Raw genomic sequence first — 12,716 nt, 5'->3', positions numbered from 1 at the left:
GTCCGGCAAAAATATTTTTTGCCCCCCAGTTGAACTCCGTTCATCCCCCGGGAAGGGGTCCGACGACACCATCCAGGCGATCTCTCACGAGCGTCATCTCGTGTCCCCGCTTGTCGTCGTCGTTTCTCGTGGCGAACGAAAAATGCCTTTATTTAAGGCGTTTGCTGAACCGATATGTTTGCGCGGTATGTTTTGTTTTAGATGTCCAAATATCCGCGGTGCTCGTCGCGACGGGTGCGATCGCACCTCGGCGATGGCGGGGAAGGCCCGGCTATGCGTCCGCAAGGTCTTCAATTTAGAGCCAAAATTTATTGACAGCGGAAATGTTCAGGAATAGCTTTTGCGTCAATTGACGGGGAACCGGAAATGGAAACAGGAAAATTCATCAGGCCGTACGTGGAGCATGGTTCGAAAGCGGGCTCGGTAAGAAAGATCACAGTATCGATTCCGCTGCACATCCTCCGCCTGCTTTCCGATGAACGTACTCGCCGCCAGGTGAACAATTTGAGGCACGCTACGAACAGCGACCTGCTGGTCGAAGCGTTCCTCCACGCTTTTACTGGGCAACCACTGCCAACTGATGAGGAGCTGAGAAGAACTATGGCCACTGCCAAGAAAGCCACTGCCAAGAAGTCCGCCGCCAAGAAGGCGTCGAAGAAGTCCACCGTGAAGAAGACCGCCGCGCGCAAGTCGCCGGCAAAGAAGGCCTCGACCCGTAAGGTCGCGACCAAGAAGGCCGCGACCCGCAAGTCGCCGGCGAAGAAGGCTGCTGCTAAGAAGGTCGCCCGCAAGGCGCCCGCCAGGAAGGTCGCCGCCAAGAAGGCGGTGAAGAAGGCCGTTCGCAAGGCCCCCGCCAAGAAGGCCGCGCGCAAGGCTGCACCGCGCAAGGCTGCTTCGAAGAAGGTTGCCGCCGCCAAGGTGGTCCGCGCGACCAAGGCCGCCAAGGCCAAGTAAGCGTCACCTTCCAATAAGAAAGTACGTTTTGCGAATTAGCTCCCCGCGGTGCCCAGCGCGGGGAGTCACTTCGAAAACTTGACCCCGGCCTGGCCGGGGTCGTTCGTTTCTGGAGCAGGGGTTTTGCCGGCCCGGGAAAAGCTCCTAGGCCGCCCAACTGGATTCACGCGCCCATTACGGTTACCTTGTCGCCACATCGCGCTGCGGAGGACGGGGGGTTCTCCGCGTCAAGCCATCAGGGGGCGCGCGCCTTGCGGAGTCCGTTCTGTAACGCCATGGATAACCGTCATCGCTTTTCCGCGCGCTCGCGAGCCCGCGGCGCCGTCAATCCCGTCACCCTCGCCGTCATCGCCATCGTGCTGGCGCTCGCGGTCGCGGCCTGGTTCCTGATCATCAAGCCTTACCGCGATGCGGCCGCGGGCGTATCGCCGGTACCCACCGCCTCGCAAAAGGCGGCGGCTACCCGCGAGACGCCTCCGGCGAACGTGGACGCGCTCAGCGTCGACCAGCTGCTGGCCGAGGCGCGCACCGCGATGAACGAGCAGCGGCTCGTCGCCCCGGCGGGCAACAATGCCTTCGAGTTCTACATGAAGGTGCTGCAGAAGCAGCCGGGAAATCCGGTGGCCGCGGATGCGCTGCGGGAGACGTTCTCCTACGGTGCCGCCGCCACGGAGCAGACGATCAACCAGCGTGACTTCAACGAGGCGCAGCGGGAAATCGATCTCCTGGCCAAGGCCGACCCCGAGAACTACACGTTGACGATCCTCCGCTCCAAGCTCGACGCCCAGCGCAAGACGCTGGACCGGGAGCAGCAGCAGGCGGTGGATGCGCAGAAAGCCCAGCTTGCCCAGCAGAATGCCGCCGCGGCCGCGAGGCTCCAGGCGGAGCAGGCGGCGGCCGCCGAAGCCCAGCGCCAGCAGGCGGCTCGCGAGCAGGCGGCACGCGTGGCCCAGCAATCTCAGGCGGCGAGCCCCACGACTCCCACGCGTCCGGCCGCCGCGGCGCCACGTGCACCCGCCGCGGACGCCGACGCCATCAGCGACGCCGTCCTCATCCGCCAGGTCAGCCCGCGCTATCCGACCGCCGCCATGCGTGCGAACCAGGAAGGCTGGGTGGACGTCGAGCTGACGGTGGGTACGGATGGCACGGTGACCAACGTCGCCGTGGTCGACGCGCAACCCAAGCACGTCTTCGACCGCTCGGCGATCGACGCCGTCAGCCGTTGGGAGTACAAGCCGGCCACGCGCAACGGCGAACCGATGACCGTGACGCTACGGCGGCGGTTGCAGTTCAACCTCGGCCGGTGACGACAAAACCAGCCGCGGCCGGTGCCGCGGCTGGATCAATCGGGTTTCTTCTTCCTGGCCGGCTTGGCCGCGCTCTTCTTCGCAGGTGTCTTGGCGGCGGCCTTCGCGCGTGATTTCGCCGGCGCCTTCGCGGCTTTCGCCACCGGTGCGGTACGCGCGGAACCTTCCACGCCGGCCCAGTCCACGTGCGGCAGGCCGAGCAGGCTGTCGAACACCATCGGCATGAGGCCGGCCGGGATCGGTCCCGCGGCGTTCCACATCGTCACCACGCCCGCATGGTACTTGGGGAAGAAGCCGATCATGGTGCGGTAACCGGACACGGCACCCGCGTGGTAGATGAGGTCTTCGTTGGCGTACTTGAACACGCGCCAGCCGAGCGCGTAGTGCGCGTCGGTCACGCGTGCCCGGCGCCAGGGCAGCGAGCGCTCCTCGGAAGGCGTCGCCACTTCCGGTGCGTGCAGCACGTCGAGCAGGGGCGTGGGCAGCACGTCGGGACGCCCGCCCATCTGCGCCATCAGCCATTGCTCCATGTCGCGCAGGCTCGCATTCACGCCCGCCGCCGGGGCGACGCGGTAGTAGCTGTCGTTGGGCTCGTAGGGAATCCAGTTGTGCGGTCCGCCGCGATGGGGGCGGGCCCAGCTCTTGCTTGCCTCGAGCGCGTCGCGGCCGTAGCTGGCGGTGGTCATGCCCAGCGGCGCGAAGATGCGGCGCTCCACCTGGCGGAAGAAATAATCTCCCGTGACCGCGTAGACGACGTCGCCGATCATGCTGAAGGCGACGTTCTGGTACCCGTAGCATTCGCCGACCTTGCAGGAGAGGTCGACCTCGTCGAGCTTGCGCACGAGTTCCTCGTACGGCGCGTCGGATTCGAGCATGGCGTCGTAGGTGTTGCGCGGCAGGCCCAGACGTTGGCCGAGGATGTCCCTCACGGTGGCCTGTTGGGCCGCCTGCATGTCCTTGAGCTTGAAGTAGGGGATGGTGTCGATGAGCTTGGTGTCCCAGCTCAGGAACCCGGCGCGGACCAGCACGGCGGTGACGCCGGTGGCGAAGGCCTTCGACAGGGAGGCGAGGCGGAACACCGTTTCCGGCGTGGCGGGTTCCTTGGTCTTCGCGTTCGCGTAGCCGATGGCGCGTTCGTACACGACCTTGTCGTCGACGATCACGGCGGTGACGATGGCGGGGGCGGCATCACGAGCCTCGGCGGCATCCAGCCACTGTTTGTAGCTTTCGACGGTCGCCTTGACCCGTTCCGCTGGCAGCCGGGAGGCTTCGGGGTCCACATGGACGACGGGCGGCTTCGGCGGCGGCGCGGCGAGCGCGAAGGGAGCGGCAACGGCGCAGGCGAAAGCGCAGGCGAGCAGGGAAGCGGAACGGAACGACATGCTTTTCTCGCGGGGTCGAGGCGTGGGGGCACGCCGCGGAGTGGGGACGCCGGGAGGGGTCCGGACGTCGTTCCCGGCATTGTCTTTTACTTCCTCGTCCGCGACAACGGATGGTGCCTTGACGACGCTGAACGGAACGTCTCGCCATGCTAGGCTTCACCGACTCCACCGGACACGCCGGCCATCGTGAACGCAGCACCGCATGCCGCCCGGAGCAAGGGAACCACCCTGGCGCTCTCGGTCATCGCCTTCTTCCTGGTGCTGACTTCCTATTACGTCCTGCGACCCGTGCGCGACCAGCTCGTCGGCGCCGCGGGTTCGTCGTCGCTGCCGATGTTCTACGCGATCGTGTTCGTGGTCATGCTGGCCCTGACTCCGGTGTTCGGCTGGCTCGTCGCCCGGTTTCCCCGGAGGCAGGTGCTGCTGGGCAGCTACCTTTCCTTCGTCGTCTGCCTGGTCGCCTTCGTTCCTGCCTTCGCCGCCCAGGACCGGATCGGCGCGGTGGTGCTCGGCCGGGTGTTCTTCGTCTGGGTGAGCGTCTTCAACCTGTTCGTGGTCTCGCTCTTCTGGAGCGTGATGGCGGACGTGTACCGGAGCGTGGAGGCGCGCCTGGTCTTCCCCTTCATCGCCTTCGGCGGGATGATCGGCGCGCTGGTGGGACCGTTGCTCACGCGATCGCTGGTGGTTCGCCTGGGCGTACCGTCGATGCTCGTGGTGTCCGCGGTGATCTTGTTGTTGGCCCTGGGGGCGCTCCTGGCGCTGCCCACGGACAGGGAAGGTAACGACCGCAGTGGGGGCGCACCCGTGGGCGGCTCGATCCTGCAGGGTGCCAAGGCGGCGTTCTCGCAGCCGTTCCTGCGCTACATGACCCTGCTGATGCTGCTGAGCGACGGCATCGCCACGATGGCGTACGCGTTGATGGCCGACTACACGAAGGCCCACTTCACGGACAACGCGGCACGTACCGCGTTCTACGCCGACCTCGACCTGTGGATCAATGGCTTCGGTGCCCTGCTGCAACTCACCCTGACGCCACTGCTGATGCGCGGCTTCGGTCCGCTCTGGGCGCTGGTGCTGCCTTCCGTGGTGAACTTCGGGTTGCTCCTGCTGCTGACCCTGCACGGGCCGGACACGATGCTCTTCGGCATCGCCGTGCCGCTGATCGTCATCGTGCAGGTGGTGACGCGCGGGACGACCTACGGCATGACCAAGCCCGCTTCGGACGCCTTGTACACGCGTATGCCCCGCGAGGCGCGCTACAAGGGCAAGAACTTCATCGAGACGGCGGTATGGCGTTTCGGCGACCTTCTGGTCACCAGCGGGCTCACTGGCCTGCATGCCGTGGGCGTGGGCATCGCGGGCATAGGACTGATCGGTTCGGGGCTGGCCGCTATCGCGACCGAGGTGGCCCGGCGCGCCGCCACCTCGCCGGACCTCGAACCCGAGTCGAAGGACACCTAGCCGACGATGTAGCTCTCGAGCTGGTTGATCGTTTCCTTCTGCTCCGAGATGGTGGCCTTCACCAGGTCGCCGATGGAGATCATGCCCAGCACGCGGCCACCTTCCAGCACGGGCAAGTGGCGCAGGCGGCCATCGGTGCACAGGCGCATGCACTCGTCGACGGAAGCGTCCGGCGCGACCGTCACCACGCTGGCCGTCATGATGTCGGCCACGGGCGTGTCGCGCGAGGAGCGATCCTTGAGGATCACCTTGCGCGCGTAGTCGCGCTCGGAAACGATGCCGACCAGTTCGCTGCCCCGGATGACCGCCAGCGCGCCGACGTTCTTCTCGGCCATCTGCTGGATCGCTTCATAGACGGGCGCCTCGGGTGCGACGGCGAAAACCGCCGTGCCCTTCGCTGCCAGGAGATGCTTGACCTGCTGCATGCTCGACTCCCCGGATGGACGCGGCGCGTGCCGCTCGGGCTCCAGTCTACCGCCGCGACGGACCGGCCAGGGTAACGATCAGGTGAAGGGCGGACGGCCGCCCCGGCGCGATTCCACGTAGTAGAGCGGGCGGCGTTTGGACTCGGAGTAGGTACGGCCCACGTATTCGCCGATGACGCCCAGCGCGAGCAACTGCGCACCGCCGAGGAACAGGATCACCACCATGAGCGTGGGGTAGCCGCGGACGGGATCGCCCCAGATCAGGACCTTCAGCAACACCCAGAGGCCGTAGAGGAAGGCGAGCGTGGCGGCGGAGACGCCGAGCCACGTGGCGATACGCAAGGGCGCGGTCGAGAACGAGGTGATGCCTTCGACGGCGAGGTTGGTCAGCCGCCAGTAGTTCCACTTCGTGCTGCCGGCGTAGCGGGCGTCGCGGTGGTAGGTGACGGCGGCCTGCCGGTAGCCGATCCAGGCGAACAGGCCCTTCATGAACCGCTGGCGCTCGCGGAGTTCGCGCAGCGCTTCCACCGCGCGCCGCGACAAAAGGCGGAAGTCGCCGGTGTCCCGGGGCAGCGGGGTGTCGGATACGCGTTCCATGACGCGATAGAAGGCGGCCGAGGTGAATTTCTTCGTGCGCGTTTCGCCATCGCGTTCGCCGCGGGTCGCGTAGACCACGTCGTTGCCTTCGCGCCAGCGCGCGATGAGCGCGGGGATGACCTCGGGCGGGTCCTGCAGGTCCGCGTCGATGACGACCACGGCGTCGGCATCCACGTGGTCGAGGCCGGCCGTCAGGGCGGCTTCCTTGCCGAAGTTGCGCGACAGCCTTATCGCCTCCACGCGCGGGTCCTGCTCGGCCAGCACACACAGGCGCGCCCATGTCTCGTCGTGGCTGCCGTCGTCGACGTAGATGACGTGCGCGTTCGCGTCGATGGTGCCGAGGACGGCGCCGAGCCGGGCATGGAAACTATCGATGACCAGCGCTTCGTTATAGGCGGGGACGACGATGGCGAGGGAAAAGGACATGGGCGGTCTCAGCGGACACGACCGGCGACGGGCGCCGGGCGGGTGAGGTAGGCGGGGCCGCCGAGCTGGCCCATCTGCTGGGCGATCCATGCCGTGCGCCGCTGCACGTACGCACTGGGTGCGTCGACGCGGAATCGGCGCGGATTCGGCAAGACGGCGGCGAGTCGCGCGGCCTGGACGACGCCGAGGCGGTCGGGCGTGGTGTGGAAGAACACGTCGCTCGCGGCGCCGACGCCGTAGACGCCATTACCCAGCTCGACGATGTTCATGTAGACCTCGAGGATGCGCCGCTTCGGCCACAGGGCTTCGATCAGTACGGTGAAATAGGCCTCCATGCCCTTGCGCACGAAGCTGCGTCCATTCCAGAGGAACAGGTTCTTGGCCACCTGCTGGCTGATGGTGCTGGCGCCACGCAGGCGCTTGCCTTCATCGGCGGCATCGATCGCGTCCTGGATCGCGTCCACGTCGAAGCCATGATGGAACGGGAACTTCTGGTCTTCGCCCGCGACCATCGCGATGCCGACCTGCGGAGAGATGCGTTCCCACGGGACCCAGCGATGGCGGTAGGCGAAATCCTTCTCTCCACCGACCAGCGCCTCCACGCGGCGCTCCATGATCATCGCGCTCGTCCATGGCGGCACGAAGCGCAGGACCAGCACCACCAGGCACGACAACGCCAGCCACGAGACGAGCGACAGGCCCACGAGGCGGGCGATCCGGCGGAACGGTGAACGGGGCGTCGGACTCATGGCGGCGCGGTGACGAAGGATGGCGCAGTATAAGGGCCTGGACCTTCGCGGGCTTGCCGGCGCTCCGGCGAGTCCCCATCTTCCGTCGGATCACCAGGAGACCGCCGTGACCGATTCGATCGTTGAAACCCTTGCGTCCGAAGACGTATTGCACCGCTTCATGCTCGAGAAGGCGGGCGTGCGCGGTGTGCTGGTACGCCTCGGCGCCAGCTGGCACGAGATCGCCTCGCGTGCCGATTACCCGGCCGCCTTGCGCGACACGTTGGGGCAGGCCGTGGCCGCCAGCGCGCTGCTCACGGGCAACATCAAGTTCGAGGGATCCCTCTCCCTGGAATTCAAGAGCCAGGGGCCGCTGCACCTGCTCTTCGCCGAATGCAGCGACAGGGGTCGCCTGCGCGGCCTCGCGCGGTACGACACCAAGGCCTTGCCCGCGCGACTCGCGCTGGCGGGCCTGCCCGAGGCGATGCTCGCGATCACCATCGGCCATGCCGAGCGGGGCCGTTACCAGGGCGTCGTGGAGCTGGACGACACGGAGTCGATCAGCCAGGCACTGGAAAACTACTTCGAACGCTCGGAGCAGCTCCCCGCACGCATCCTGCTCGCCGCGAATGGCGAGCATGCGGTCGGCCTGATGCTACAGCCCGTGCCGGGAGAGGGTGGCCACAGCGCCGCCGAGGACGACGACGAGGCCTGGTCGCGCGTGGGCCATCTCACGGCCACCCTCAGTGCCAGTGAAATGCTCGCCACGCGGCCGGAGGAATTGCTGTACCGCCTCTACCACGAGGAATCGGTGCGCCTCTACGAGCCCAAGCCGCTGGCCTTCGGCTGCACCTGCTCGCAAGAGCGCGTGGAGGGCATGCTGCGCGCGCTCGGGCGCGAGGAGGTCGAAGCCACGCTGGACGACCGCGACGGCGAGATCGAGGTGATCTGCGAGTTCTGCGCCACCCGTTACACGTTCGACCGCGTGGATGCGGAGCGCCTGCTCACCCAGGTGGAAACGCCGCCCTCGCCCTCGACCCTGCAGTAGCGGGGTCAGGCGTCCAGCGATAGCGGCGAGCCCAGCCACTTGCTGGCAGGGGCGGGCTGGGCGAAGAGGAAGCCCTGGCCGAAACGGCATCCGATCCGGCGCAGGGCACGCATCTGGGATTCCGTCTCGATGCCTTCCGCGATCACCTGCATGCGCAGCGAATTGGCCAGGGCCTGGATCGCCCTGACCACCGCCGTGCTGTGCGCCTCGCTGTCTTCGGCGGGCAGTTCGATGACGAAGGAGCGATCGATCTTCAGCGTCTCGATCGGATACTGGTGCAGGTAGCTGAGTGACGAATAGCCGGTACCGAAGTCGTCCAGCGCGATGCCCACGCCGTGGTCGCGCAGGTTCTCGAGGATGCGCTTCACCTGGGCCGGGTTCTCCAGCAGCGCGCGCTCGGTCACTTCCACGCGGATGGAGCGGGCCGGCACCTTGTGTTCGATAAGCAGGTCGAGCAGGCGCTGGTCCAGGTCCGGCGAACGGAAATGGCTGCCCGACACGTTGATGCTGATAAAGCCTTCGTCGCCCACCAGCGCCCGGGCCTGGCGTGCCACCTGCTCGAAAATCTGCCAGTCGATCGCCTCGGAGCAGCCGGTGTCCTCGGCCACGGAGAGGAATTCACCCGGCGACAGCAAGCCGCGCTCGGGATGGCGCCAGCGCAGCAACGCTTCGTAGCCGACCACGCGGTGGTCTTCCAGATCGACGATCGGCTGGTAGAACGGCACGAACTCGTTGCGGGTGAGCGCCCGGCGCAAGTCGCCCTCCAGTTCCAGCAACGAAAGCGCTTCGCGGCGCAGACGGTCGTCGAACACCGCGGCGCGGTGCCGGCCCTCGTCCTTCGCCCTGTACATGGCCGAATCGGCGTCACGGAGCAACTCTTCCGGACGGGTGTACTCGGGCGTGGGCAGGGCGATGCCGATCGATGCCGACGTGAAGATCTCTTTCGCGCCGAGCCGGAACGGGGTCTGCAACTGGGCGATGATGCGTTCGGCGATATGCGTCGCCGACTGCGGGTCGACGATGCCTTCGACCAGCACGGCGAATTCGTCGCCACCGAGGCGGGCTACGACATCGCGGGTCTTCAGGCAGGCGCGGATACGCCCGCCCACCTGGAAGAGGAGATCGTCGCCGACGAGGTGGCCGACCGAATCGTTGATGACCTTGAAGCGGTCGAGGTCGATGAAGAGCACCGCGAACAGGTCGACGGGATTCTCGCGGTAGTGGTTCAGCGCCTGCTCGAGCCGCTGCAACAACAACGTGCGGTTGGGCAGCCCGGTGAGCGAGTCGTGCAGGGTCTCGTATTTGAGGCGGCGCTCGACGCGCTCGCGCTCGGCGATCTGCTCGCGCAGGTCGCGGTTGGCCAGGGCCAGCGCACGCGTGCGCTCGGTCACCCGCCGCTCCAGGCTGGCGTAGGCCTGCTTCAGCGATTCGGTGGTGTACTTGCGCTGCAAGGCGTTGGCGATGTGGTAGCTGACGAAGGTCAGCAGTTCCTGGTCGCGCGCGCTATAGGTGTGCTCGGGCGTATAGCTCTGCACGGCCAGCACGCCCATCGACTTCTCGTTCCAGATCAGGGGCACGCCCAGCCAGTGCAGCGAACGCGCGCCGCTGGGGGAGAGCACGTGGTCGCGGTTGAGCCGGTCGATCTCCTCGCGGTCGGCGAGCAAGGCCTTGCCGTTGCGCAGCACGAATTCGGTCAGGCCACGGCCCAGCTCGCGCGGTTCGCGCACGCCATCCAGTTCGTCGACCGAATAGGGGAAGGTCAGCTTGTTCTGGTCTTCCGAGAGCAATGCGATGTAGAAGTTGCGCGCATACAGCAGGCCGCCGATGACCCTGTGCACGGCGGCGTAGAAGTTCTCGATGCTGTCGGAGGTGTTGGCCAGTTCCGCGATGCGGAACAGCGCCGCCTGCAGGCGTTCACCGCGCTGGCGTTGCAGGACTTGCTGGCGCAGCACGCGGTTGGCCTCGCGCAGGGCCGCCGTTCGCGTGGTGACGCGGCGCTCCAGTTCCTCGTGGGCCTGCCGGCGTTCGAGCGCGGTCTGCACATGCTGCGCGACATAGGTGAGCAGCTCGCGATCGTTTTCCGTGTAGTGCGTGTCGTCGCGATAGCTCTGCACGACCAGGGCGCCGACGACGTCCTCGCCGCGTTTCATCGGCACGCCCAGCCAGTCGTCGCTGGGCGGCCCGATGGGGACGCGCGGACCGGGCAGGGTCTTTTCCAGTTCGCTGCTGGCACCCATCATCGACCGGCCGCTCTGCAACACGTTCCAGGTGAGCGTGTTCTCGATGGCCTCGATGGTGCGGACGCCTTCGGGATCGGGAATGTCCTGGTCTTCCGTATCGACGAAATACGGGAAACGCACCGTGCGGTTCTGTGCGTCGTAGAGGACGATGAAGAAGTTCTCGGCATACATGAGGCTGCCCACGATGCCGTGCAGCGCACTCATCATGTCCTTCATGTTGTGCTCGGCGCCTGCCTGCTCGGCGATCGCGTACAACGCGCGCTGGAGCCGTTCGGCGAGGGCGAGGCGCGAGATCGCCTCGTAGAGGTTGGCCGTTTCGGCGAGCTGGCGCAGGCGCGCAGAAGCGAGCCTGCCCAGCCAGGCGAGCATGTCGCCCCCGGTGGACAGGTCGGCGTCGCTGGTCACGACCTCGAGGATCCGTTCGCTCTGTGGGTCGACGGCCAGTTCGAGCACGCCCGGAACGGCCGCCTCGCCGCTTGCCGCGGGTCGCCACGTCACCTTCGCATCCGGCAGCAAGCACTGGACGAAGGCCTCGCATTCCGTACGCACGCCCTCCGCATCCGCTGCGCGCAGCAATCGCTCCACGGCATCCTGCAACGGCTCTACCTCGCCGTGACCGGGCGCCTGCAAGGTCGGGCTGTGGGATGGAGCGAAAGTCATCGCCTGACGAGGTTCCGGTCGTGGTCGGGTCAGTCTATATGTGTTAACGCGGCCGTGCGATGGGGCGGGGAACCCAATCTCACGGGGCCTGCGCCTGGGCGCCCGAATCTTCCCTTGCGTCATAAACGGCAGCTAATCCGAATCCTGAAGAGGGCCTCCCCGGGGTGTTAGTAAAAAGTAAAATGGTTTAGACTCGAGTCGTTCCCGTCAGGCTGAGGCGGGACCTCGGGGAATCTCAGCCGCTGCCGATAAAGACCACGATGCGCAGATCCTTACTCACCATGCTTCTGTTCATGCCGCTCGCCGCGGCAGGACAGGTCGCGCCGGTGGGTTCGGACGCCACGGCATCGCAGCTGCTGGGCCAGCAACCGGCCTCGTCCGCTCGTGCGGACCAGGGCAGCCTGTCGTTGTGGCGCGCCCCGGATGGCCGCACGCTGTCCCTCCAGTCCGACGATCGCGCCGACCAGGCCAAGCCACTGGCCCTGCGTCCGGTGGACTCGGGCCCCTTCCTGTCCAGCGGACTGCAATACGACCTGGGGCCGCGTGTCCAGGCCCATGCCAGCGTCAGTGGCCAGGGTTGGATCAACTCGGTGGAATCCTGCGGTGCCTCGGCGGGCCATAGCGACCGCTGCAGCACCCCCGGTGCGCCTCCGCGTATCGTCGGCAGCGAAGTGGGCGCCACCTTCCGCGGCACGGGTTACAGCGTGGGCGTCGGCGTCGGTTCCAGCCGCCCGACCGGCACGGGTGCGGCCTTGCCTCGCGTGTTGCCTGGCCTCGCCACCGCTTCGGGCTTGCCGCTCAGCGCACTTTCCTCCAGCACCGAACTGAATGCCCATGGCCGTGTCGACCTGGGTGCGCGCAGTGGCATCGACCTCGGCGCGAGCATCGGCCGGATTCGCCTGCTGCCGGGCAACCTTCTCGGCATCGGCACGGTGGACCAGAAGGCGCTCAGTTTCGGCGTCGATCGCGGTCCCTTGTCGGGTTCGATCACCGGCCGCACGATGCAGCCGGAAGCCAACGCCGTGAACGGCATCAACCCGGACCGCCGCTGGAGCGCGATCGACCTCGGCGTGACCTGGCGCCTGCCCTGGCGCGGTGAGTTGTCCGTTGGCGCGCAGAACGTGTGGTCGTCGGGTAACGCACCGAGCAGCCCCGCCGGTCCCGAGCCGGACCAGTCGCGTACGCCTTACGTGCAGTATCACCAGGATCTCTGAGGCCAGAACCGCCGGTTCCCGAAGGCAGGTACTTCGAGTGGAGCCGATCCTGGTGGGAGCCGACCTTGTCGGCGATCCCGCGGCAGCGGGCCCGGTTGCATGTACGGCTCGGCTTCGCCCTCGCGTTCGTTGCGTGGCGTGGCGGGGGAGCTGCCGGGCGCCACCCTCGGCGCGACGGTAGTCGCCGTCCCTTGGGGAGGGATGCCGCTGCGCGGCCGTGTTTGATGGCTGCGCCCCTTCGGGCTCGGACGGTCGGGCGGGGGTTTCCGATTCG

Annotated in this window: 10 protein-coding genes; 5 read left to right on the top strand and 5 right to left on the bottom strand. The window is 66.8% G+C overall.

Translation table 11 applies throughout. The features are described 5' to 3' along the window. Positions 1-366 precede the first annotated feature (366 nt). The gene (gene metJ, locus ACR9ZJ_RS02240; protein WP_481281334.1) at positions 367-954 is read left to right on the top strand and encodes a met regulon transcriptional regulator MetJ; all 588 of its coding nucleotides are present in this window, start codon (positions 367-369) and stop codon (positions 952-954) included. A gap of 275 nt (positions 955-1,229) precedes the next feature. Next, entirely contained in the window at positions 1,230-2,261 is a 1,032-nt protein-coding gene (locus ACR9ZJ_RS02235) for an energy transducer TonB (RefSeq protein ID WP_481281333.1), read from the top strand. A gap of 35 nt (positions 2,262-2,296) precedes the next feature. Here the strand turns inward: ACR9ZJ_RS02235 and ACR9ZJ_RS02230 are convergent, their stop codons facing one another. Continuing rightward, the gene (locus tag ACR9ZJ_RS02230; RefSeq protein WP_481281332.1) at positions 2,297-3,643 is read right to left on the bottom strand and encodes a serine hydrolase domain-containing protein; all 1,347 of its coding nucleotides are present in this window, start codon (positions 3,641-3,643) and stop codon (positions 2,297-2,299) included. Positions 3,644-3,829: 186 nt separating this feature from the next. Between ACR9ZJ_RS02230 and ACR9ZJ_RS02225 the strand changes: the two genes are divergently transcribed. Beyond that, complete coding sequence (locus ACR9ZJ_RS02225; protein WP_481281331.1) at positions 3,830-5,104, top strand: NTP/NDP exchange transporter; 1,275 nt, start codon at positions 3,830-3,832, stop codon at positions 5,102-5,104. On the opposite strand, the gene ACR9ZJ_RS02220 is transcribed toward ACR9ZJ_RS02225, so the two are convergent. The 3 genes from ACR9ZJ_RS02220 to mtgA all read right to left on the bottom strand — a co-directional run bounded on the left by ACR9ZJ_RS02220 (position 5,101) and on the right by mtgA (position 7,301). Then, positions 5,101-5,529, bottom strand: a complete 429-nt coding sequence (locus ACR9ZJ_RS02220) for a CBS domain-containing protein (RefSeq protein WP_481286747.1) — start codon at positions 5,527-5,529, stop codon at positions 5,101-5,103. The genes ACR9ZJ_RS02225 and ACR9ZJ_RS02220 overlap by 4 nt on opposite strands. Positions 5,530-5,607: 78 nt before the next feature. Continuing rightward, positions 5,608-6,552, bottom strand: a complete 945-nt coding sequence (locus ACR9ZJ_RS02215) for a glycosyltransferase family 2 protein (RefSeq protein WP_481286746.1) — start codon at positions 6,550-6,552, stop codon at positions 5,608-5,610. Positions 6,553-6,560: 8 nt separating this feature from the next. Next, positions 6,561-7,301, bottom strand: a complete 741-nt coding sequence (gene mtgA / locus ACR9ZJ_RS02210) for a monofunctional biosynthetic peptidoglycan transglycosylase (RefSeq protein WP_481281328.1) — start codon at positions 7,299-7,301, stop codon at positions 6,561-6,563. A 106-nt stretch (positions 7,302-7,407) separates the two neighbouring features. Here mtgA and hslO point away from each other — a divergent pair, with 106 nt between their 5' ends. Beyond that, the gene (gene hslO, locus ACR9ZJ_RS02205; protein WP_481281327.1) at positions 7,408-8,328 is read left to right on the top strand and encodes an Hsp33 family molecular chaperone HslO; all 921 of its coding nucleotides are present in this window, start codon (positions 7,408-7,410) and stop codon (positions 8,326-8,328) included. A gap of 5 nt (positions 8,329-8,333) precedes the next feature. On the opposite strand, the gene ACR9ZJ_RS02200 is transcribed toward hslO, so the two are convergent. Then, positions 8,334-11,228 carry a bifunctional diguanylate cyclase/phosphodiesterase gene (locus tag ACR9ZJ_RS02200; RefSeq protein WP_481281326.1) on the bottom strand — a complete coding sequence of 965 codons (2,895 nt, stop codon included), beginning with the start codon at positions 11,226-11,228 and terminating at the stop codon, positions 8,334-8,336. 260 nt (positions 11,229-11,488) lie between these two features. Here ACR9ZJ_RS02200 and ACR9ZJ_RS02195 point away from each other — a divergent pair, with 260 nt between their 5' ends. Further along, on the top strand, positions 11,489-12,442 hold the full coding sequence (locus tag ACR9ZJ_RS02195; RefSeq protein ID WP_481286745.1) for a hypothetical protein: 954 nt from the start codon (positions 11,489-11,491) through the stop codon (positions 12,440-12,442). The last annotated feature ends 274 nt before the right edge of the window (positions 12,443-12,716 follow it).

This window comes from Luteibacter sp. KNZ12-1A, assembly GCF_056755675.1.
Note: the sequence above shows the minus strand (reverse complement) of the source record. Positions and strands in the feature narration are given on the sequence as shown.